This window comes from Neobacillus thermocopriae (assembly GCF_010975035.1).
Taxonomy (GTDB): domain Bacteria; phylum Bacillota; class Bacilli; order Bacillales; family Cytobacillaceae; genus Neobacillus; species Neobacillus thermocopriae.
Genome location: NZ_JAAIUV010000013.1, coordinates 62,237 through 84,300, shown reverse-complemented (window position 1 = coordinate 84,300; position 22,064 = coordinate 62,237). Strand labels below are relative to the sequence as shown.

19 protein-coding genes and 1 other annotated feature are annotated in these 22,064 nt (G+C 36.4%); of the genes, 5 read left to right on the top strand and 14 right to left on the bottom strand.

The genetic code is table 11. From position 1 onward, the window contains the following. Nucleotides 1-5: 5 nt before the first annotated feature. Nucleotides 6-1,292, bottom strand: a complete 1,287-nt coding sequence (locus tag G4Z05_RS09845) for a homoserine dehydrogenase (protein WP_163251791.1) — start codon at nucleotides 1,290-1,292, stop codon at nucleotides 6-8. A 277-nt stretch (nucleotides 1,293-1,569) separates the two neighbouring features. After that, nucleotides 1,570-1,784: a binding site (T-box leader), on the top strand. A 133-nt stretch (nucleotides 1,785-1,917) separates the two neighbouring features. Between G4Z05_RS09845 and serA the strand changes: the two genes are divergently transcribed. Further along, on the top strand, nucleotides 1,918-3,561 hold the full coding sequence (serA, locus tag G4Z05_RS09840; protein ID WP_163251790.1) for a phosphoglycerate dehydrogenase: 1,644 nt from the start codon (nucleotides 1,918-1,920) through the stop codon (nucleotides 3,559-3,561). A gap of 294 nt (nucleotides 3,562-3,855) precedes the next feature. Here the strand turns inward: serA and G4Z05_RS09835 are convergent, their stop codons facing one another. The 4 genes from G4Z05_RS09835 to G4Z05_RS09820 all read right to left on the bottom strand — a co-directional run bounded on the left by G4Z05_RS09835 (nucleotide 3,856) and on the right by G4Z05_RS09820 (nucleotide 9,001). Next, entirely contained in the window at nucleotides 3,856-4,980 is a 1,125-nt protein-coding gene (locus tag G4Z05_RS09835) for an HAD family hydrolase (RefSeq protein ID WP_163251789.1), read from the bottom strand. A gap of 329 nt (nucleotides 4,981-5,309) precedes the next feature. Then, nucleotides 5,310-6,605: a methyl-accepting chemotaxis protein gene (locus G4Z05_RS09830; protein ID WP_163251788.1), complete on the bottom strand. Its 1,296-nt coding sequence runs from the start codon at nucleotides 6,603-6,605 to the stop codon at nucleotides 5,310-5,312. A gap of 163 nt (nucleotides 6,606-6,768) precedes the next feature. Further along, nucleotides 6,769-8,193 (bottom strand): NAD-dependent succinate-semialdehyde dehydrogenase, encoded by a 1,425-nt coding sequence (locus G4Z05_RS09825; RefSeq protein ID WP_163251803.1) that lies wholly within the window; start codon nucleotides 8,191-8,193, stop codon nucleotides 6,769-6,771. Between the two features lie 214 nt (nucleotides 8,194-8,407). Continuing rightward, on the bottom strand, nucleotides 8,408-9,001 hold the full coding sequence (locus G4Z05_RS09820) for a cell wall hydrolase (protein WP_038536925.1): 594 nt from the start codon (nucleotides 8,999-9,001) through the stop codon (nucleotides 8,408-8,410). Between the two features lie 340 nt (nucleotides 9,002-9,341). Between G4Z05_RS09820 and G4Z05_RS09815 the strand changes: the two genes are divergently transcribed. Beyond that, on the top strand, nucleotides 9,342-9,788 hold the full coding sequence (locus G4Z05_RS09815; protein ID WP_163183623.1) for a Dps family protein: 447 nt from the start codon (nucleotides 9,342-9,344) through the stop codon (nucleotides 9,786-9,788). A 239-nt stretch (nucleotides 9,789-10,027) separates the two neighbouring features. After that, nucleotides 10,028-10,270 carry a glutaredoxin family protein gene (locus G4Z05_RS09810; protein ID WP_038536931.1) on the top strand — a complete coding sequence of 81 codons (243 nt, stop codon included), beginning with the start codon at nucleotides 10,028-10,030 and terminating at the stop codon, nucleotides 10,268-10,270. Nucleotides 10,271-10,479: 209 nt separating this feature from the next. On the opposite strand, the gene G4Z05_RS09805 is transcribed toward G4Z05_RS09810, so the two are convergent. The 8 genes from G4Z05_RS09805 to G4Z05_RS09770 form a co-directional block, all read right to left on the bottom strand. Further along, complete coding sequence (locus G4Z05_RS09805; protein ID WP_163251787.1) at nucleotides 10,480-10,884, bottom strand: disulfide oxidoreductase; 405 nt, start codon at nucleotides 10,882-10,884, stop codon at nucleotides 10,480-10,482. Nucleotide 10,885: 1 nt separating this feature from the next. Next, nucleotides 10,886-11,599: a DsbA family protein gene (locus tag G4Z05_RS09800; protein WP_163251786.1), complete on the bottom strand. Its 714-nt coding sequence runs from the start codon at nucleotides 11,597-11,599 to the stop codon at nucleotides 10,886-10,888. Nucleotides 11,600-11,858: 259 nt separating this feature from the next. Continuing rightward, nucleotides 11,859-12,842 carry a glycoside hydrolase family 43 protein gene (locus G4Z05_RS09795; RefSeq protein WP_163251785.1) on the bottom strand — a complete coding sequence of 328 codons (984 nt, stop codon included), beginning with the start codon at nucleotides 12,840-12,842 and terminating at the stop codon, nucleotides 11,859-11,861. A gap of 68 nt (nucleotides 12,843-12,910) precedes the next feature. Next, entirely contained in the window at nucleotides 12,911-13,804 is an 894-nt protein-coding gene (locus tag G4Z05_RS09790) for a carbohydrate ABC transporter permease (RefSeq protein WP_163251784.1), read from the bottom strand. A 17-nt stretch (nucleotides 13,805-13,821) separates the two neighbouring features. After that, a complete protein-coding gene (locus tag G4Z05_RS09785) occupies nucleotides 13,822-14,700 on the bottom strand; it encodes a carbohydrate ABC transporter permease (protein WP_163251783.1) in 879 nt (292 codons plus the stop codon). Nucleotides 14,701-14,785: 85 nt separating this feature from the next. Continuing rightward, the gene (locus G4Z05_RS09780; protein ID WP_240465360.1) at nucleotides 14,786-16,108 is read right to left on the bottom strand and encodes an extracellular solute-binding protein; all 1,323 of its coding nucleotides are present in this window, start codon (nucleotides 16,106-16,108) and stop codon (nucleotides 14,786-14,788) included. Between the two features lie 106 nt (nucleotides 16,109-16,214). After that, nucleotides 16,215-17,003 (bottom strand): response regulator transcription factor, encoded by a 789-nt coding sequence (locus G4Z05_RS09775; RefSeq protein WP_395534845.1) that lies wholly within the window; start codon nucleotides 17,001-17,003, stop codon nucleotides 16,215-16,217. Continuing rightward, on the bottom strand, nucleotides 16,969-18,738 hold the full coding sequence (locus G4Z05_RS09770) for a sensor histidine kinase (RefSeq protein WP_163251782.1): 1,770 nt from the start codon (nucleotides 18,736-18,738) through the stop codon (nucleotides 16,969-16,971). The genes G4Z05_RS09775 and G4Z05_RS09770 overlap by 35 nt, the downstream gene beginning before the upstream one ends. Nucleotides 18,739-18,895: 157 nt before the next feature. On the opposite strand from G4Z05_RS09770, the gene G4Z05_RS09765 reads away from it, so the two are divergent. Beyond that, on the top strand, nucleotides 18,896-19,375 hold the full coding sequence (locus tag G4Z05_RS09765) for a YesL family protein (protein WP_163251781.1): 480 nt from the start codon (nucleotides 18,896-18,898) through the stop codon (nucleotides 19,373-19,375). On the opposite strand, the gene G4Z05_RS09760 is transcribed toward G4Z05_RS09765, so the two are convergent. Then, complete coding sequence (locus tag G4Z05_RS09760) at nucleotides 19,368-19,994, bottom strand: polysaccharide deacetylase family protein (protein WP_163251780.1); 627 nt, start codon at nucleotides 19,992-19,994, stop codon at nucleotides 19,368-19,370. The two genes, G4Z05_RS09765 and G4Z05_RS09760, sit on opposite strands and share 8 nt — an antisense overlap. A gap of 948 nt (nucleotides 19,995-20,942) precedes the next feature. Between G4Z05_RS09760 and G4Z05_RS09755 the strand changes: the two genes are divergently transcribed. Further along, nucleotides 20,943-21,992, top strand: a complete 1,050-nt coding sequence (locus tag G4Z05_RS09755) for a lactonase family protein (protein ID WP_163251779.1) — start codon at nucleotides 20,943-20,945, stop codon at nucleotides 21,990-21,992. Nucleotides 21,993-22,064: the final 72 nt, after the last annotated feature.

The window sequence follows — 22,064 nt, the reverse complement described above, 5'->3', positions numbered from 1 at the left end:
CATTATTACCTCACCACTTTGTATGCACTTTTTATTTCTCTAACAGCAGATAAATCATTTAACTCTTGTAGACTTTGTTCATAATTGGAAATGGAAGTACGATGTGTAACGAGTACGATTTCAGAAACCTCATTTTTCTTCACTGGAAGTTGAAGAATTTTTTCAAAACTGACTCCATTTTTGGCAAAAATAGAGGTAATCTCAGCAAAAACGCCAACCTCATCTTCAACATGAATACGTAAGAAATATTTAGAGTATTTTTCACTGTCATCTTTTAACCGCTTTGGATATTGTGGTGTCACAGCACTCTTTCCATTTACACCTAGCCTCAAGTTTTTAATGACATTTACTAAGTCGGAAACAACCGCTGTGGCAGTAGGAAGACTTCCGGCTCCTGGACCGTAAAACATCGTTTCTCCAACTGCTTCACCATATACATAAACCGCATTGTATTCGTTTTGTACGGAAGCCAGCGGATGGTTATTGGGTAGGAAGGTTGGTGCCACACTCACTTCCACCTTTTCTCCTTCTCGATGGGCATGACCGATAAGCTTCATCGTATATCCCAATTGTTTTCCATACCTGATATCTTCTTCAGTCACGTTAGAAATGCCGCTTACCTTTACATCCTCTAAATCAATATGCATCGAAAAACCTAAAGTCGCTAGAATCGTCATTTTACGGGCTGCATCTAAGCCTTCCACATCCGCTGTCGGATCTGCCTCCGCAAAGCCCAATTCCTGAGCTTCTTTTAGCACCTCATCGTAAGAACGTCCCTCATTACTCATTTTTGTTAAAATATAGTTCGTCGTTCCATTCACAATTCCCATCAATTGTGTTATTCGGTCTGAGGCGAGACCGTCAACTAGACTCCTTAAAATTGGAATCCCCCCAGCAACACTTGCTTCGTAAAATAGGTCACAACCATATTCGGAAGCTACGGTTAATAACTCCGTACCATGTAGGGCCATTAAATCCTTATTAGCAGTCACGACATGCTTTCCATATCGCAAAGCGGTGATCAAATAATCTTTTGTCGCATCAATTCCACCCATCACTTCGATTACGACATCAATCTCTTTATCTAATAAAATATCATCAGGATTTGTCGTTAATTGTTCTTCCTCTATTTCAACCGCTCTTTCTTTATTTAAATCTTTAACAAGGACTTTTTTTATAACAACTGGACAACCAACTTGATGCATGAGTTTATCTTGATGTTTTTTTATAATTTGAACGACACCTGAACCAACAGTGCCTAAACCTAATAAACCTATCGAGATAGCTTTCATCTGATTCCCCCCTAACAATATGTCCTCATACAGAAAACAATTGTATTTCAGTTGTAGACATTATAAGACTCTCCACTTTTTTTTACAATAGATTTGTTTTTAACCCACTAGTTATGTAATCGCTTACTACTGCATAACAAAGGGATTTTCTTTCTATTAGTAATTTTTTTTATTAATAATAAACAAAATTTTTTAACTTTAACTCTTTACAATAATGAAGGTGGATTGTAGAATAATCCCTATATTCATTGTGATTTTGAAATTTCTAATATTTTAATTAAAAGTAATGATGAAGACGGCATTAAGAGATGGCTTCAGAGAGCCGGTGGACGCTGTGAACCGGTGCCAAATCTTATCCATGCCCAGCCCTTCTGAACTGGCAGCTGAACTTTTTAGTAGGCGCGCCCGGGAAATACCCGTTATATTTTAATGAAGGCTGCATTTATTTGCGGCAAAAGAGGGTGGCACCACGCGTTCTTACACGTCCCTCATAACACGACCACTGTGTCTGTTATGAGGGACGTTTTTTTTTTACTTATTTCCATAGATGGCCAAAAGGAGTGATATCCACAATTTAATTGATCTGAATCATTTTTTAATTTTTATAAAATAGGAGGTTAATAAAATGTATAAGGTACTAGTTACGGACGGAATTAGTCAAACTGGTTTGGAATGTTTAGTGAATCATCCCAACTATATCGTGGAACGGCAGCCTACCCTGCCAGTAGAAGAATTAATAAAAATTATTGGCGAGTATGACGCATTGATCGTACGAAGTCAAACAAAGGTTACAGAAGAACTGCTTCAGGCAGCCGACCGACTGAAAGTCATAGCCAGAGCTGGTGTAGGTGTTGATAACATCGATATCAGTGCAGCTACCCGCAAAGGGATTATTGTCATTAACGCGCCGGGAGCTAATACGATTGCTGCTACAGAACATACATTGGCTATGATGCTTTCATTGGCACGGAAAATTCCTCAAGCTCATCAAAAGACGTCTGGTGGAGAATGGGACCGAAATTCGTTTAAAGGTGTTGAGCTATACAAAAAAACTCTCGGTGTTATCGGAATGGGCAAAATTGGAACAGAAGTAGCCAAGCGTGCCAAGAGCTTTGGAATGAACATTTTAGGATTTGACCCATACTTAACAGAAGAGCGTGCTAAAAAACTGGGCATTAAAAAAGCAAGCCTAGATTTGATCGCAGCCGAATCAGATTTTATTACCATTCATACCCCACTAACCAATGATACCCGCGGCATTATTAATGATGAGTTTTTAAGCAAAACCAAAAAAGGTGTTCGTTTTGTTAACTGTGCACGTGGCGGAATTATCAATGAAAAAGCATTGGTTCGAGCCATCAATACAGGTCATGTAGCTGGGGCGGCCCTTGATGTATTTGAAAAAGAACCGGTGACTGATCCAGAATTGTTACAAAATCCAAACATTATTGTAACTCCGCATTTGGGTGCTTCCACCGTCGAGGCTCAGGAAAAGGTTGCTGAAGAAGTTAGTAAGGAAATCATTGAGATTTTTGAAAAACAATCCATTCAAAATGCGGTAAATATGCCACAAATGTCCGGTGAAACACAGGCGAAGCTACAACCATACTTATTACTAGCAGATCAAATCGGGCAGCTAGCAATCCAATTATTGAAGAAGCAAGCACCGAGCAAGATTGAAATTAATTATTATGGAGACTTAGTAGATGAAGATACGGAACTACTTACGCGTACCCTACTGCGAGGTATACTCTCCTATCATTTAAGCGATTCTGTCAATCTCATCAATGTTCTACACTTGTTGAAAGAACAAGGTGTTCCTTATAATGTACAAAAGAATGCCACAAATAAAGGCTTTGCTAACTATATGGAACTGGCTGTTTCTCAAGGTGAGGATACAGCTCGGATTGGTGCAACCGTATTAAATGGTTACGGCGCACGTATCGTTAAAATCAACCAATACCGGATCGATGTGAAACCAGAAAAATATCTTCTATATATTAAACATCAAGATGTTCCCGGCATGATTGGTAAAGTTGGTTCATTATTAGGCAATTTTTACATCAATATCGGTACAATGCAGGTAGGACGTACGGAAGTCGGTGGAGAAGCAATCATGGTCTTGACACTAGATAAAGCATTAGGAACCGATGGGATTCGCGAGTTAACATTGATTGACGGCCTAGAAGAAGCTCAATTTTTAGAAATTTCAAATGTAGACTCCTTTCACGCAGGTCCTGTAGAAAAACAAAAAGTAGAAACAGTTTAATAGAAAAGCGAAAGCGCCCTGTTTAGCGGTGTATGGCATGGAGGTTCTTCAACTGAGATATAGGAAACACGAAGAGCGTAAGCAATTCGATGTTGGCTTATCGTAGGGCGAAGACTGAAGACGTCTTGCCGCTAGGGCGCTTGCGCTAACAGTTCTTGAACTAATAAAAAGAGGGCTCATCCCCACAATTGAAACGGGATTTCCCTCTCTTGATTTCCTTTCACCTTAATCAAAGGCGTTAAATTCTTTCATTCTCTGATTGTAGCCAATTCATGAATATAAAATTAACGTTTATTATAATATCTTTTTCAAATCAACCACTGAATCAAGAATAAAATCCACATTATACGCTTCAAATTCTGCTCTTGCCGCTTTGCCAGAAAGGCCTGTTAAAACGGCAGCAAACTTTGCACCCATTTGTTGGGCTGCCATAAAGTCCGCTAAAGAATCCCCTACAATCAGAACAGACTCACCATTTTCTATTGGAAGCGGCCAATCTAAACATTCTTGAACGGAAAGTTTTTTCTGATAAAGTCCCATCAAGTATGTAAAAGGATGTGGCTTTGATAAAGGTTTCCATTCTGGTAGCTTCTCTTCTGCTCTAAGTACATCATCTGCTGTTACAATCCTATTAACATCAAAATATTTCAACCAATCCAAATGGACAAATGGCTTAATCGTTTCTAACTCCGGACGTCCGGTTCCAATACCGATCTCATATCCCTCTCGCTTCAAAAATTCAAACAGCTTCGCAATCTCCTCTTTAGGTGCTAGCGTTGTTTCGTTTGCTAGAAATCCCTTCTTTCCAATCTGTACTGGCGTCCTTCCGGTTGAAACAAGTACATACTCATCCCCGACATACCACTCTTGGGAAACATGCTCGCAAACAGACCATAGCTCTCCCTTAAGAAAGATCGACGTTTTGACCCCGAGTTTCTCAAACGCCAACTTATTCAAATAACCCAATAGCTCCTGTTTTGAAGCCTCTGTCCGCTCAAAATCTTTTAAAAATAAACTAAAATCCACCACAACCGAATAATTCCTTAATACCTGGCCGATCTCTAATAACACTTTTCGATCAATGGGTGCCTGACACCATTTTACAATTTTGTCTGATTCAAACTCTTTGATTTGTGATAGGAGGTGAATAAGTTGGTGGCTAAATGTTAAGTAAATCATATCCCAGTTTGCATTAAGCCCGCGCGATTTTTGGAATTTTAGGATTTGGTCATTTTGGAAAACCCATTTACGTATTTCAGTGATTTCTTCGTTGTTATAGTCTGTTTTAAATTTTCCAGGTTTTAGTGCAAGGTAATTTGGACTATACAGCATTTCCCAAACGGTTAATGCAGAGGCATCAAAATAACGTTCCTCACTTAGAAATACCCCATCAACATCGAACAAAATGGTTTTAATCATGTATACCCCTCATTTTTACATATACTTTATCATATTATCGTAGCACAGCAATAAACTACTTACCAAGTAAAATGTTCAGAAAAGAGCAAATGTTTTAGTCGACGATGTACGACCTCCTAAAAAAGCGGTTTTTAATTGTGCTATGTTTTTGCTGACGATTCCATCTTTATGCCGTGCTCCAAGCAAGAGAAAGAACACTGGAAGAGCCGAATCATTCACTGATAGGGAACTAGCGCTAAACTCTTCTCAAAGTATTCTTTTTTATAAATGACCAATAGCCGTGCCCAAAATATTTTAGAGCACGGCATTTCACGTCTGTCAGAACCATTTTAATAGGTAAATTTCTCTACAGTTCCCCTCATTTTATCCGCTTCTTTTGTTAATTGAATGGATATACTCTCAATTTCTTCCATCAACTTTGATTGATGTAAAATATAATCCGTCACATTATCACTAGAAACAGCTGCTTCTTTAGCCACTTGAGAAACTTCGTTCAATTGAACTGCTGTTTTTTGAATAATCCTCATCTGTTCATTCACAAGAGAGGAGATTTCATGAATTTTTTCTATGATGGATACGGAGACTTCTTCCATCTGAACGATATCATTACTCGCTTTTTTGCCATTTTTTGATTCATTGATTGTTTCTTGGCTTAAAGAAATCATCCGGTTCACTACTTCTTCCACTTCTGTTTGCATATTTCGAATATACTTCGAAATCTCTTTTACAGATTCCGCACTTTCATCAGCCAAATGACGAACTTCGTCAGCAACTACCGCAAAGCCTTTTCCAAGTTCACCCGCCCTTGCTGCTTCAATACTCGCGTTTAATGCTAATAAGTTTGTTTGGGTAGAAATATCCCCAACAATAGTAATTACACGATTAACTTCATCAGCATAATTTTTTAACTTCATAACCGATTGTACGGAAAGCTGGCTTTCATTTGATACTTTATGTAAACCTTCTACGATAGTTCCAACCGATCCAACTGTTTCTTTTAAGGTGTCATGCATTTTATTTGTAAAAGAACTTGTATCATTTGCTCTTTTTTCTATAATGTCAGCAATTTCCTTAAGAGAGTTTAGTGTATGGACGGTGGTTTCGATTAATGCTTCGGTTTTTTGAGTTCCTTGATCTATTTTATCGATATTATTAGATACATTTTTAAAAGAACCATTTGCTTCAATTGTTTTCTTAGAAATTAAATCAACAGTTTGATTCGTAACACTAGAATTACTGTCAATCTCCTGCACGGCTTGACGTAAATTTTTTAACATTTGGTTAAATGCAATGGTTAATGACCTTAACTCATCATTTGATTTCGGAACAGGGAGATCGTATTTGAGATTTCCGCCCGCCGCCAATGTAACATGTTCTTCTATTCTTTTGAGCGGTCTTGTTATGTATAAAGCGGCTACATATCCTAATACACCACACCAAAAAACACCTTGCATTAAAATAAATAAAACGATCGACTTAAATGATAGATTCGTAATTTCGTTTATGTAGTCTGACAGCACAAAGATGACAAAAGCACTAATTGAATATGTGATAAAAGCAACAGTTGTGATCCCCAACACTAATTTTTTTTGAATACTGAACTTTATTTTTCTTTGTTCTTCCATATTTAGCCACTACCTTTAAGTATTATTAAGTTTTACACTTACATTAATATGTTATCATACTTTTATCCTATTTAATTTTTACAATTCTTCGAACAATTTGATGAAAAACAAAATTAAAAAAGCAGTAAACTCTATAATTAGAGTTTACTACTATCGCTTCCTATTAATTAGGGTCAAGTCCAATAGAAATATATTTTACTTCTAAAAATTCTTCAATGCCGTAATGACCACCCTCTCGGCCTAGTCCGCTTTCCTTATATCCGCCAAACGGCGCTTGAACAACAGAAGGCAAAGCATCGTTAAGGCCAACTATCCCATACTCTAGCTGCTCTGTTATCCTAAAGGAACGACTTAAATTCTCGGTGTATACATAGGCGGCTAATCCGTAGGAAGAATCATTAGCTCTTTCAATCACTTCTTCTTCTGTTTTGAAGGTAGCTATCGGAGCTAGAGGGCCAAAGATTTCATCCCTCATACATTCCATATCATCATTGACATTTATTAAAATGGTCGGTGCGTAAAAATATCCGTTTTCCTCGGAAGGCTTAATCCCGCTATAAATGACCTTTCCTCCCTTATCAACCGCATCTTGTACAAGTGCTTCTACTTTAGATTTAGCAGCCTGATCAATTAATGGACCAATATCCGTACCTTCTTCCAATCCGTTACCGATTTTAAGTTTCCTTAATTCTGCTTCAAACAGTTTAATAAACTCTTCCGCTACACTTTCTTGCACATATACACGATTGGTGCAAATACAAGTCTGGCCTGCATTTCGAAATTTTGATTGGATAAGACCTCTGGCTGCTTTCGCTAAATCAGCATCCTCCATTACGATAAATGGCGCATTTCCACCAAGCTCCAACGACACTTTTTTTACATTTTCCGCTGCTCCACGCATTAATGTTTTACCAACTTCTGTCGAACCGGTAAAGGTAATTTTAGTAACACGAGGGTCCTTCAACCAAACATCACCTATTTCAGTGGAGCGTCCGGTAATGACATTCAAAACACCTTTTGGGATTCCAGCTTCATGAGCAAGCTCTGCCAGTTTCAAGGCAGTAAGAGGCGTCTGGTTCGCAGGCTTGACCACACAGGTACAGCCTGCTGCCAGTGCCGGTCCCACTTTTCTAGTAATCATGGCCGCCGGGAAGTTCCACGGAGTAATGGCTGCTATAACCCCAACCGGTTCTTTTCTTACTAAAATTCGTTTATTAGGATGGGAAGCAGGTATCGTCTCACCATATACACGCTTTCCTTCTTCGGCATACCACGAGATGAATCCATTTGCATACTGAACTTCACCAAGTGCTTCTTTAAGCGGTTTTCCTTGCTCCATCGTCATGATTCTGGCAATTTCTTGCTTATTTTCATCAATTAACTGGTGCCACTTCATTAACAACTGATAGCGCTCTTCTGCTGTCTTTTTCGACCATGTCTTAAATGCCTTATGCGCGGCATCCACTGCCTGCTCTGCCTCATAGGCACCACCCTTAGGCACTACTCCTATAACTTCTTTTGTCGCTGGATTTATAATTTCGGTGAACACCTTGTAATCCTTGCCGACCCATTTTCCGTCTAGATACATTGGATAGATTTGATATTTTTCCTTCACAGTATCCATCTTATCCCCCCTCAGGCACAATTAACAAATAAATGGCAGTTATTACTTATTCTCTTTTGGACAAATTTATTCCTTCATTCAAAATAGAAAATATACTTTCATAGCGTACAAAAAAAGTAGTGAAACCCATAATAGGGTTCACTACTTTTTGTTTCATTCGTCAAAAATAAATCAACATTTATTTTGCAAATACATGATTACCAATTTTTACAGTTACCGGACGGGATAAAATCCATTTGCTAGAAGAAGTCTTAGGATTGTAGAAATATAGTGATCCATTGCCTTTACCCATTAGCGCAATGGCTTCATTAACCGCTCTTTTCGAATCATTATCTGCCGCCTTATTAATCTGACCATTGGCTACTGGAGTAAAAGCATAATGTCCACCATCAATTTGATAGATGACTCCTCGTATAGTATTTGGGAAGTCAGGATGTTTCAAGCGGTTCAGAATCACCGTAGCTACAGCTACTTTTCCGGCATAAGGTTCTCCAACTGCTTCCGCACGAACTAGACGTGCCATTAAATCTTTATCAGCAGCAGAAATTGGTGAGTTTGGCAAAATCATCGTTTGTCCTGCAATAAGCGGCTTTTTATTGTTTGCATTCATCAAAGTGTCTACAGGAACACCAAAACCCTTCGCAATGTTCCAATAAGTCTCTCCTTTTTGAACGGTACGAGTAGTTGATGCTTCTGCCTTATTAATATTTGAAAATGCAGTAATTGAAACAATCATTCCAGTTACAATGATGAGTTTCTTAAGTTTCCTCATTAATATTACCTCCTAGATTATCGCTCATTTCTCTACAACCTAGGCTACCAGTTGTAACAATTGGATTCATTAACTAATAATTGGAATCTATTAAAATATGATGAAAATGCCTATTATAAAAGTATTTATCTAGATCGTGGAATAATTATCCATAAAAAAAATATCCACCAAAATTCGGTTTAATTGGATCGTTTAAACTGTTTTTTTACATAATGTATCAAGTTTGTAACATCAAAAATGAAATATCTCCAAAATTTCTACCTATTTAAAAAAATTGCCTCAATATCATTTAAGAATTAGGGGAATAATAATACGGATGATTTTTAAGGAGGATGAAACGATGGAAAATCAGTTAGCAAATGTATTGAACAAACAAATTGCGAATTGGGCTGTTTTGTACTTAAAACTGCATAATTATCACTGGTTTGTAAAAGGTGATCAGTTTTTCACCTTACATGCCAAGTTCGAAGAATTCTATAATGAAGCAGCCGATCATTTGGATGAATTGGCGGAACGTTTGCTTGCGATTGGCGGTAAACCTGTTGCTACGATGAAGGAATACCTTGAAACTTCAGCTATAAAAGAAGCACTCGGAACAGAAACTACCGATGAAATGGTTCAGTCCATCATCAATGATTTCTCCGTTGTTATTAAAGAGTTGAAAGAAGGTATGAGACTTGCTGAAGAAAATGATGATGAAGCAACAGGAGACATGCTCCTTTCCATTCATTCCGATCTGGAAAAACACGTATGGATGCTAAAAGCATTCCTTGGAAAATCCATTTAATTAGTTAAAGTCCAACATTTTTTGTTGGACGATTTTATTTTATATATGTAAAAATAATTGTTTGAACAAAAGAGTTGATAAAAGTGAAAAGAACGAGAGGTAATATTCATTCAAACCTATTTCCATCATGTTCCGTGGAAATATATCCGTTTTTGGGTAAAGGAGACGTTACAAATGTCCTGAAGCCGTCTGAAAAGTAAAAAGTGCGAATGCACAAGGTAATTTGGGGAGGTTAGAAGATGTCAAAACAGGAAGTAATTGTTTACACTAGCAATGGCTGCACCTATTGCGACCAAGTGAAATTATTTTTAACAGAACATGGAATAGAATTTGAGGAACGGAATGCTTCCATCCATAAGGAATATTTCAACCAATTAAAAGAAAAGAAAATTTATGCCACGCCGGCGACTTTTATCAACGGACAATTAGTTTTAGGCTTTCAGGTGAAGAAATTGATCAAACTTCTTGGTCTTCAAGAGTGAAAAGAATCAAAGATATTTTTGTTAATTTTAAAGGTCTTCATTAATTATTCTAAGTGGCAATATTGATACAAACTAAAATAATAGATTTAATTTCTAAAATGTATCTCTCCCATAAAGTCTGTGAAATCTTCTTTGTTGATTTGGAGAAAAAATCATTTAGAGTAATCAAAAAAGGGGGAACCCTAAAAATATACTATAGGGACCCCCTCTTATTTTTTGCTGCGCGCCATCATCATCATACAAACCGTGATAATCATAAAAGCAACAAAGGCTAACATTGGTATCGTGATAAAACCAAGCCAATTAATATAATCCTGTGAACACGGTACTCCGGATGTACACATTTCAAACTGCTTAAATGAAGGTACCTTTTGCAACAGGATATGGTATCCAGAAATCAGCAGTCCAATCACAGATAATGGGAGTACATATTGAAAGATTTCTTTATCATTTCGATAAACGGCCACCCCAAGCATAATCGCAAGCGGATACATGAAAATTCGCTGATACCAACAAAGGGTACAAGGAATGAAATGCTTCACTTCACTAAAATATAAACTGCCAAGTGTGGCAATAATGGCAGCAATCCAAGAAAGCAGCAAGGATTTATTCATTTTATTTTCCCTCAGCTTCTTTTTCGACCATTTCTTTTAAGTCGTCAATGGTTTTACCTTCAAACCTCTTTCCATTTACAAAGAGCGCTGGCGTTCCAGTAACACCTAATTTTGCTACATACTCCATATCTTCTTCCCATAAATCCTTCGATTTGTTTTCCTTGAAATTTTTTACCACTTTATCAATCTCTTCATCACTGGCTATTTCTTTTAATGTATTAATTAAAAATTCTTCTGTAAAATAATCGATTTTTTCATATTTCGTATCTTCTGGCTGCTTTTTATATAGAAGGTCATGGAATTTCCAAAACATCTCATTGCCTAATTCTTGATAAACAGATTCGGCAAATTTGGCGGAACGTTCTGAATCTACGTTGATAAAAGAGTCATGCATAAAATAAAACTTCGCTTTTCCTGTATCAATGAGTTCCTTTTGAATAGTTGGAACAGCTGTTTCCGCAAAATCTTTACAGTAAGGACATTTATAATCACCGAATTCAATAATTGAAACAGGCGCTGACTCATCACCAAGGAATGGTTGATTGCTATAATCAATTTTTACTTGTTTCGTTCCTGCTTTTTCTTCCTCTTTGTCAGAAAAATTACCAAGAAAAATGAGTCCTAAAATACCTACTGCAATTAATCCAATTACCCAAAAAATAAACTTAGAAGATGAATTGGATACATTTTTCACATTCTTTTTGTTTTTCGACATAATCAGACCCCTTTTTATCCTAGATAGTTTAAATATTACCTATCTATTTAGATAATGCAAATAAAAAAGTATGAAATTTTTCCAACAGGTGAATTTATGTAAGGGGAGAAGTTTTTTCACCCCTTTACCAAATGTTAACATATCCTAATTTTATAAGTTATACATAAAAAAAGAGCTTATCTATAAAGCTCCTTTCTTTCTGTTCTATTTAGATAAAAAATAGACTTAAGCTCATGAACGAAGACTGTATCCCTTCTTCTTACTCCCCATAAGGGTGAATCGTTTGAATCGTCCCATCTTCATTATATTTTAATTCAGTATATTTCACACATCGCAAATGATTCACGCCATCGGAAAGGGAGCAATCATGATAAAACAGGTACCACTTATCTTTAAATTGGACAATTGAATGATGTGTGGTCCACCCTTTTACAGGAGTAAGAATGGTACCTTTAAAAATAAATGGCCCCCGTGGTTGATCACTGACAGCATAAACAATTTTATGAGTGGTTCCCGTTGAATAGGATAAATAGTAAAGCCCATTGTATTTATGAACCCATGGACCTTCAAAATACCTTCGATCTTCATCACCTGCAAGAATTGGATTACCGTTTTCATCAATAATGGAAACTTCCTGCGGGTCATTCTTGAACGTGAGCATATCTTCACTAAGTTCCGCCACTCTCGGACCTAAAGCCGGTTCATTCGGTGCTGGGCCTTCAGCTTCTGGGTTAAACGTTCCTTTTTGCCATTTTTCCAACTGTCCTCCCCAAAGTCCACCGAAATATACATATGCCCGATCATCATCATCTACTAATACCGCTGGGTCGATACTAAAACTGCCAGGTATATAATTTTCCTCTGGTATAAAAGGTCCGTCAGGATTAGGACTTGTCGCAACACCAATTCTGAAAATCCCTTCTTTATCCCTGGCAGGGAAATATAAGTAATACGTGTTGTTTTTGTATGCAGCATCAGGGGCCCAAAGCTGTTTACTTGCCCATGGTATATCTTTTAAGTGGAGAACTTCTCCATGATCCACACATGGTGCGTTTACATCATCCATAGATAAAACATGGTAATCTTCCATCGCATATTGGTCACCATTATCATTGGTTGGACCATCATGATCAATGTCATGTGATGGATAAATATAAAGCTTCCCTTCAAAAACATGTGCGGAAGGATCAGCTGTAAAAATATGTGTGACTAATGGTTCATTTGGTTTTGATTGTTTTACCATCTATATCTCTCCCTTAAGTAGGTGGTACATCCTTATTTCCCCTTTGTGTTATTGAAAATGAAAAAGCATTATCCTTTAACAGACCCTGCTGCTATTCCTTCAACAATTCGGTCACTTAAAAGGAAATAAGCGATTAAAACTGGTATGATACTAATCATTAATGTTGCACCAATTGCTCCCCAATCAGTTAAATATTGTCCCACAAAGTTATTAACCCCAACTGTGATCGTTTTCCATTTGTCAGAACTAAGAAAGGTATTAACGAATACAAATTCATTCCAGTTATAGATCATGTTAATAATAATAGTCGTCGACAGGACTGGTACTGTCATTGGTAATGTAATCTGGAAGAAAATTCTATGAATAGAGCATCCATCCATCACTGCTGCTTCTTCAATTTCCCTTGGTAGTGTTTTGTAAAATCCCGTTAGAATCATAATGGTAATAGGTAAATTAAACGCGACATAGGATAAAATAACAGAAACGGGATTATCAATGAGATTAGCAGTTTTAAAGAAATTGAATAATGGAATTAAGGTTGAATGTAGTGGAATCATATATCCTGCCATAAACAATCCTAATACGAATCCACTTAACTTCCATTGCATCCTTGTAATCGCAAAAGTGACAAAACTAGCTAAAATAACGGTAAGTACGACTGCCACGACGGTGTACAATACACTGTTAAAGAAGTAAATATCGATGTGACCTGTAGTCCAAGCCTTTACATAATTCCCCCATTGTGGATCTTCTGGAAGTGCAAATGGAGACTTTCCAAAAACCTCTTGATTAGTTTTTAAAGAAAACAAGAATAACCACACCAACGGGTAAATTTGAATAATCGCAATTACACCTAGAACAAAGTACAAAAGTCCGTATCCAATTCTATTAACTAGTGATTTACTAGTTTTATAGGAAGCTGACAGGGTTGTTTTTTTTGTTTCTACTACAATTTTACTCATCCTTTTCACTCCCCATATTAAAAGTCCACATTCTCTTTAGAAGATAGCAGTTTTTGAATGATCCAAGTCATAACAAGACAGATGACTAACAAACCAAAACCAATGGCACTTCCATAGCCGAAGTTGTATTTGTTGAATGCTTCTGTATACATGTAGGATGCCATCACTTCACTCGCACCATTAGGCCCGCCACCAGTTAACACGAAAATTAAGTCGAAGTATTTTAATGAACCAACAATTGCCAGGATGACCATAACCTTGATGACCCCTGCAATTAAAGGTACCTTGATTTTATAAGCAATTTGAATCGGAGATGCTCCGTCAATTTTTGCTGCTTCGATCAGTTCTTCCGGAACATTTTTTAATGCAGCGTAGAAAATAATGATGTAGAATCCCGCGTATTGCCATACGATTGGAATAAAGAGGGCATATAAAACAATATTAGAATCAGCAAGCCAAAGCGGAGGATTTTCAACACCGAGCAATACTAGTAATCTATTGAGCATACCGTTCGTCGGGTCAAAAATTTTTGCCCAAAGCTGACCTATGGCGACTGAGGACAACAGCATCGGGATTAAGTAGATTTTCCTTAAAACATTGGCACCTTTAATCTTGCTAGCTAAGATCAAAGATAAAATTAAATAACCAACTAAACTTAATGTAGAAAAAATACCAAGTAACAGGGAATGCCAAGTACTTTGCCAAAACTTTTTGTCCTGAACTAACTCGATATAGTTTTCTAAACCGATAAATTTCATTTGACCGATACCATTCCAGTCCATTAATCCATAATAGCCAGTTAAGAAAATAGGTATATAAATTAATAGGAGAATAAGAATTAAAGATGGAAGTACATAAAGGCTGATTACCCATTTATTTGACATTACACTTTTCATATTCATACTCCCTTCAACGAAAAGTGGTTAAAGTGATAGAGGGTATAACGAATATACCCTCTACTCTGTTTTTACCTAAGCTGTTTTACTTCTGCTCCTTTGCAAGTTCATCCACATGTTGTTTGACGAATTCTTTTGGATTCACTTGTTTACCAAATAGAGCCGTTACTAAATCATGGTGTAATTCAGCTACAGCCGGGCTGGCCTGAGTATCAAAATATGTTGTCACATTAGATGCTTCACTCAAATCCTTTAAGATTTCAATGTACATTGGAGATAAGTCCATACTAGATGTGTCTACCTTTGTTGCTGGAATGACACCAGCATCGATCACTGATTTTTCTCCCCATCTTTTTATAAGGTAGCCTACAAAATCTTTTGCTTCTTTTTGAACTTTCGAATCTTTTGCAACGAATAAACCAACACCCGGGCCGCCAACATAGCTATTAATGTCTGTTCCTTTTCCTCCCTCATAAATCGGGAATTTGAAGTAACCGATCTTATCTTTGAATTCTTGTGGCACATCAGGACTGGTTGTATAGTTAGGTAATTCCCAAGTTGCTGTTAAGAACATGGCTGCCTGCTCATTCATAAAATAACCTTTTGCTTCATCATTCGATAATGCGCTTGCCCCTTTAACAAAACCGCCCATATCTACAAGATTTTGTACTTCTTCCGCTGCTTTTAGGATGGTAGGATCATCAAATTTTGCTTTTCCTTTAATGACATCTGTTAAAATCGTAGACCCACCAATCCGGTCTGCCAGATACATAAACCAGAAAGATGCCGGCCAACCATCTTTTGCCCCTACAGTTGCAGGAATCACTCCATTATCTGTTAAGATTTTCACCACATTTTTATACTCTTTAAATGTTTTTGGAACTTCAAGGTTATATTTTTCGAAAATTTCTTTATTATAAAACACATAAGAAATGTTTAGTTCTAGTGGAAGACCATATGTTTTACCATCAACTGCATAGGATTCTTTCACGCCAGGGATAAACGAATCTTTCAGATCTGGATCTTTTTCAACGATATCGTCCAATGGTGCTAACATGTTTCCTTCAACATAAGGTTTTATAAAACCATCTGACCAAGTCATTCCAATATCAGGAAGTTCATTCGAAGAAGCTAAAACCTTCAACTTTTCTCTATATTGATCTGGGTTTAAAATTTCCGTTTGGATGTCTATATCTTTGTGTTCTTTTTCATACTCATCGATTACGTCTTTTACAATGGAGAATTGGGCTTTCGAGCTTCCTTCCGGCCACAAATGCATAAATTTTATTACTTTTTTACCATCTGCATCGCTTTCTTTAGTAGAGCTTGAGGAAGAACATCCCGCAAGGGCCAACAAACCAACCAATATGGCAGAGACAAAGGTTGCAACCGTTTTCTTTTTTAACAATGATAATTCCCCCTATGATCTTTTCTCATTTTTCCTTCTATTCATAGTCTACATTCAGATAGTTCTGAAAAATAGGTCACAACCATTAGGGAAAATTCCACTTTTTTTAGAAAACCCTTTCACTATTGTTTTTCCGGTAGGCACTTGGTGTCATTCCCTCTAATTCTCTAAAAATCTTGATAAAATATTTTGCCGTCTTATAGCCCGATTCTTCAGCAATATCGTTTATTGGAAGATTAGTAGTCATTAATAATTCTTTTGCCCTCTGGATTCTTCGACGGGTTACATATTCACTAAAGGTTAGTTTCATATGTTCTTTAAACAGTGAGCTAAAATAGCTTGGATTTAAATGAACATAATCCGCTACTTCTTTTTGAGTTAAATCGTTATTTAAATGTTTGTTAATATAATCGATTGCCTCCCGTATTGGCTCTCTATTTGATAGGTTTTGAATATTAGTATTTACGAGTTTTGTATCTACCACTTTTTCAATTAATCCAGCCCTCTCTTTTTTCTCTACCTCTTTTATGGCAACTTCCACAGCTTCTATCAATGCCTTTTTACTAATTGGTTTTAGCAAATAATTAATCACCCCTAGACGAAGGGCTTCCTGAGCATATTCAAACTCTGAATATGCTGAAATGACAATGATAACAGGAAAAATACACTGTTCTTTTGCCATTCTTAACATTTGAAGTCCCGTAATCTCCGGCATTCTGATATCTGTGATCAGAATATGAACTTTATGCTGTTTCATCAATTTAATAGCTTCTTCTCCATTAGATGAGGTAAATATTTGATAATTTCCATTTGCCCATGTTTCCAAATATTTTTTCAATCCTTGCCGAGTTCTTGGTTCGTCATCCACGATTAAAATGGTTTTCGTATTCAACATGGTTTTCTTCCCCCTTCACTGGTATGATAAACGAAACCTCTGTCCCTCTATTTTCTTCACTCACAATCGTAAGCCCACTTTTTTGATAATATAATTCCAAGCGTTTGTGCACATTGAAGATGGCCATTCCATTACCTTTTTTTGACATGACTCCCCCTGACCGCATAGCCTGTTTAATAGTGATTAACTTATCCTGATTTATTCCCGGGCCGTCATCTTCCACACAGATTTGTAGGTGTTCCCCATCTTCCACAGGTCGAATAGACACCGATATTGTACATGGCTTAACTGTATTCCCTGCTCCGTGAAGGACTGCATTCTCAACCAATGGCTGAATTAATAATTTTGGAATTTTAATTCTTTCTATTTCAGGAGGCATGTTAAGCTGCCAGTTTAATTGATTGCCAAAACGCATCTTCATTATTTCCATATAATTTTCAATATGTTCAATTTCATCTTTGATCGGAACCCAATCCCCATCAGTTTGCTTAGTGATCGTATAACGAAACAAGTTTGACATCGCAACAACAAACTCTGCCAACTCTTCCTCTCCTTTATCTTCAAGAGCCCACTTAAGGGCATCTAAAGTATTAAAAAGAAAATGTGGATTAATTTGTGCTTGTAATGCTTTTAATTCACTTCGGCTTCGTGTTATTTCTTTTTGATAGACCATTTTAATTAGATGGTTCGTTTCTTTTACCAGCTGATTATACGTACTATTCAGTTCACTGATTTCATGGACAGCAGCAACATGAGGGTTCATCGTTAATGAGCCAGCACTGGCCCGCTGCATCGTTTCTGTTAATTTAATAATTGGTCTTGTAATATAAGTGGATAGAAAAAGTGTACTAACCAAAAAAATAATAAATCCAATGATCCCTGCAATCATAATTCCTGTACGCAATACACTGATTCCTTCCGTAAGCGCTTTAACTGGTGTTAAAATAACAAGTGTCCACCCAGTTTCATTTGACCTTTGTTTTGTCACCATATACTCCTGTTGGTTTAATGTCATTATAGGCCCAACATTTTTTATAATGGGGTCCAAAGATTGATTATAATTCGATAAAATCGGTTTTAAATCATGATCTAATAATATGGAATACTGATTTTCTATGTTTGTTTCATCTGGGTCGACAAACTGAAGATAGTCCCGATATATACTAATCAGTAAATAACCACCACTCTCAAACCCCCGATTGATAAGGTTGATTCGCCTAAGCGCAAGTATGTTATCGGAGTTACGCGGGTCGTCACCAATCCAAACCAGTCTACCATTCGCATCATCAGCTCGCTTAATCCATTTTTTGTCAATTATCGTAACTAAATTCGTGTCATCTAATGGGATTAATCGGTTCTTAGTATCCTTATAAATCTCAAAGGAAAAAATTCCATCTGTATTTGCCTGAATGGTATTTATGATCCTTTCCAATTGTTGACGTTCAGAAAAAGGGATAGAATAACCTTGATTTGCTTTTATTAAAGTCCTTTGAATCGAATCGTTAGTCATGACCAATTTCGAACTTGTACTTATCTGTTTATATAAAGATTCCAATCTACCATTTGCCTCAACAGCAGTCTGATAAATTTGTTTTTCCGCATTGTTTTTTAACAATGCGGACACCCTATTAAACGTAATAAAACTAACAATCACTAAAACGATCAACATAACGGTTAAAAATACAACAAGAATTTGATTCCTCAAGGTGTTCCATTTTTGTAATTTTAAAAACATAACATCGCCCTTAAAAAAATTATTTTTTCCTCTACTATTCACGCATTATTATTTTAGTATATAAAATTTCTGTAAATTTCAATATTTATTGATATTCAATATGTATTTAATATTCTATAATTGTTAATAGTAACCACTATAAAGAAGGGAATTCGGAATGAAAAAACGATCAATAAGTCATCTATATGCCTTAACTGAATGGATTTCTAGGTTTGCTTTTCTTAATATACTTTGGATTGGCTTCACTATCCTTGGACTAATCCTCTTTGGGATTAGCCCATCAACCGTAGCAATGTTTACAGTGATCCGTAAATGGCTCATGGGCCAAAGTGACATTCCTATTTTTCAAACCTTTTGGGGTACCTATAAAAAGGAGTTTCTTAGGAGTAATGGTCTAGGAGTTGTCTTAGCTTTATTAGCAGGTATTATATATTTAGATCTGTACTTTATAAAAGTTAATGCGAGTATTCAAATTCCTTTGTATCTTATAATTTTCGCCATTGTAATGACAGTTTTGTATATTTTCCCCGTTTACGTTCACTACAACGTAACATTTATTCAACTGTTTAAAAATTCATTTTTTATTATGGCATTTCAAAAAATTGAAAAAAAACAAAAGGAAGCACAGACTATTTAACTTCTGCTTCCTCTTTTTTATCCAAATCAAGTAACTCGCTTACAGTTAGAAGTTGATAGCCTTGTTCCCTTAACTCTGCAACAAGTATTTGGATCGCATTTATTGTTTGTGAACGGTTCCCATAACCATCATGGAAAATCAAAATACTGCCATTCTTTATGACATTCCTCGTAGTCTTTAAGATGTGATCGACCCCTGGCTGCCCCCAATCTTGTGCCATCAAATTAAGCGCTCCGATCATGGTATAGCCTTTTTGTTGAAGCAATGAAACCATGTCCTCATGATAATCCATAAAAGGAGGACGAAATACAGTTGGTTTTATTCCAATAAGTTTTTCTATTAATCTTTCTGTCTTTTCAATTTCTGATAAACAATCCTCATAACTTAAAAGAGACAGCTTCTGATGAGTATAAGTATGATTTCCGATTTCATGGCCTAAAGCAGCCACTTGTTGTACAAGCTCAGGATAGTTTCTCATTTGTTCCCCTATCATAAAGAAGGTTGCCTTTCCTTTTGCTTGTGAAAAAATCTTTAATACTTTAGGCGTGTAAATGGGATTGGGGCCATCATCAAACGTAATGGCCACCACCTTCTTTTGTGTTTGAATTTCATTAATCATAGAGAGAACACTCCCTCAAAAACTTTCTTAACCCTTTTCAAGATAAAGCTGCGAAAATGAGTAAATGGATTCTTTGAAAAAAGTCTATAACCAACAAATGAATGAAGCTACTTATTGGAAACCACTTCATAACTATGTGACTACTTTTTATTTATAGCTTCCACGAATATTCAAATCTGCATGTGGTATTCTTTCCCCCACAATAAATAGCATGAAAAATAAGCCATTGGTACCAGCCGGTACTTACCACCTCACTTTAAAAATCATCAAACACTTCTCCCTTTGCTACTAGGTCTTTAAACCAATTTAAACTGTATCTAGCGGCTAAGGTATTTGATTGGATTCATCGTTTCGAAATAAGCCATATGTAGATTCCTCTACCAATAGTTGATAACGCTTTCATAAATTACAAATAGCGGTGACCATATCATGAAGCGGTTGTTATTGTTAGGTTCATTATAGCATCTTATTACTTTGTTTGTATATCAAATAAACCAAGTTTATAGTTAAAACAGTACTCTCTTCTGAATATAAATTACCGGTATTAGATTAATATTAAGTAACTTATTTAAACATAATCACAATCATTTCTTTTTATAAGTCACTATTTTGTTAACAGTTTGTATATCGAATAAACAAAGTTTATACTCTCTTAGAGCTTTTATAAAAAAGAATAAAATGTTAGTGTATAGGAAAGGACATTATCGTAAACGGGAATTTGCATCAAGAAAAAAATAGTAATTATGGTGAAATAGGCCATATGACTATCGAAAAAACGGAAAAACCTAATTTTCTACTGTTTTAGAAGTATCAGCTTATACCGTTGTAACATTTTTATAAAAGAGAACAAGATTTATCATCAAGTGAGTCTCAAGCAAGTTTAATCTATTATAGTATTGAGCATTTTTTGTTAAAATAAGTTCGATTACTTTCTAAGGAGAATGAACCATGAATAAAAAATACATTGGCTACATTGGAACGTATACAAAGGGTGACAGCAAAGGAATCTATTCTTTTACCTTGAATACGGAAGAAGGAAAAATTGAAAATATCGAGGTGGCTGCAGAGCTCTTTAACCCTACCTATTTAGCCATTAGTAAAGACAATCGCTATCTTTACTCTGTAGTAAAGGATGGTGAAGAAGGTGGATTAAAGGCTTTTTCCATTGGTGAAAATGGAAAATTAACTGCTATCAATAGCCAAGTAAGTGCCGGAGCTCCTCCCTGTCATGTAAGTATTGACAGCCAAAACAAATATGTATTTAGCGGTAATTACCATAGGGGAACAGTGGAATCCCATCTCATTCATAAAGATGGCTCTCTTCTGCCTGCTGCTTCCATCATTCAACATGAAGGCAGTGGTCCAGATCCAAGACAGGAAAAGGCCCATACCCATTATGCTGGATTAACACCTGATGAAAAATATGTAGTGGTAGTGGAGCTTGGTATTGATGCTCTTATTACATACAAAATAAATGAAGACGGAACATTGACGAAGGTCAAACTACATCCATTAAAAGCCGGTAGTGGCCCGCGGCACTTAACCTTCCATCCAAATCGTCAGTTTGCTTACATCATGACAGAATTCAGTTCTGAAGTTATTGTCTTAACCTATCATCCAGAAAACGGCCATTTTACCGAAAAGCAATATATTTCCACTCTTCCTGCTGATTTCAAAGAAAATAACCAGGGCAGTGCAATTCATATTTCTTCCGATGGTCGTTTTGTCTATGCCGGAAATCGCGGACATAATAGTATTGCAGTATTTAGTGTAAATGGAACGACTGGAGAGCTGACCTTTGTCGAGCATACTTCTACAGAGGGAGACTGGCCACGAGATTTTTCGTTGGATCCTTCTGAAAAATTTATCGTTGCTTCTAACCAAGAATCAAGCAATCTCGTTTTATTTGCCAGAGATGAATTTTCCGGACGGCTTTCATTAATTCAATCTGATATTACCGTTCCTCATCCAGTTTGTGTGAAATTTTTACATGTTTAAAAAGCAGGGTTCACCCTGCTTTTTTTTATTTGTAGAAATTTGTTCCAAACTTTTCAGATAAAAATGAATTGA

Bases quoted from the DNA above. Each gene is read 5' to 3' on its own strand.
- G4Z05_RS09845 (WP_163251791.1), bottom strand. From the start codon at position 1,292: ATGAAAGCTATCTCGATAGGTTTATTAGGTTTAGGCACTGTTGGTTCA.
- serA (WP_163251790.1), top strand. From the start codon at position 1,918: ATGTATAAGGTACTAGTTACGGACGGAATTAGTCAAACTGGTTTGGAA.
- G4Z05_RS09835 (WP_163251789.1), bottom strand. From the start codon at position 4,980: ATGATTAAAACCATTTTGTTCGATGTTGATGGGGTATTTCTAAGTGAG.
- G4Z05_RS09830 (WP_163251788.1), bottom strand. From the start codon at position 6,605: ATGGAAGAACAAAGAAAAATAAAGTTCAGTATTCAAAAAAAATTAGTG.
- G4Z05_RS09825 (WP_163251803.1), bottom strand. From the start codon at position 8,193: ATGTATCTAGACGGAAAATGGGTCGGCAAGGATTACAAGGTGTTCACC.
- G4Z05_RS09820 (WP_038536925.1), bottom strand. From the start codon at position 9,001: ATGAGGAAACTTAAGAAACTCATCATTGTAACTGGAATGATTGTTTCA.
- G4Z05_RS09815 (WP_163183623.1), top strand. From the start codon at position 9,342: ATGGAAAATCAGTTAGCAAATGTATTGAACAAACAAATTGCGAATTGG.
- G4Z05_RS09810 (WP_038536931.1), top strand. From the start codon at position 10,028: ATGTCAAAACAGGAAGTAATTGTTTACACTAGCAATGGCTGCACCTAT.
- G4Z05_RS09805 (WP_163251787.1), bottom strand. From the start codon at position 10,884: ATGAATAAATCCTTGCTGCTTTCTTGGATTGCTGCCATTATTGCCACA.
- G4Z05_RS09800 (WP_163251786.1), bottom strand. From the start codon at position 11,599: ATGTCGAAAAACAAAAAGAATGTGAAAAATGTATCCAATTCATCTTCT.
- G4Z05_RS09795 (WP_163251785.1), bottom strand. From the start codon at position 12,842: ATGGTAAAACAATCAAAACCAAATGAACCATTAGTCACACATATTTTT.
- G4Z05_RS09790 (WP_163251784.1), bottom strand. From the start codon at position 13,804: ATGAGTAAAATTGTAGTAGAAACAAAAAAAACAACCCTGTCAGCTTCC.
- G4Z05_RS09785 (WP_163251783.1), bottom strand. From the start codon at position 14,700: ATGAAAAGTGTAATGTCAAATAAATGGGTAATCAGCCTTTATGTACTT.
- G4Z05_RS09775 (WP_395534845.1), bottom strand. From the start codon at position 17,003: ATGTTGAATACGAAAACCATTTTAATCGTGGATGACGAACCAAGAACT.
- G4Z05_RS09770 (WP_163251782.1), bottom strand. From the start codon at position 18,738: ATGTTTTTAAAATTACAAAAATGGAACACCTTGAGGAATCAAATTCTT.
- G4Z05_RS09765 (WP_163251781.1), top strand. From the start codon at position 18,896: ATGAAAAAACGATCAATAAGTCATCTATATGCCTTAACTGAATGGATT.
- G4Z05_RS09760 (WP_163251780.1), bottom strand. From the start codon at position 19,994: ATGATTAATGAAATTCAAACACAAAAGAAGGTGGTGGCCATTACGTTT.
- G4Z05_RS09755 (WP_163251779.1), top strand. From the start codon at position 20,943: ATGAATAAAAAATACATTGGCTACATTGGAACGTATACAAAGGGTGAC.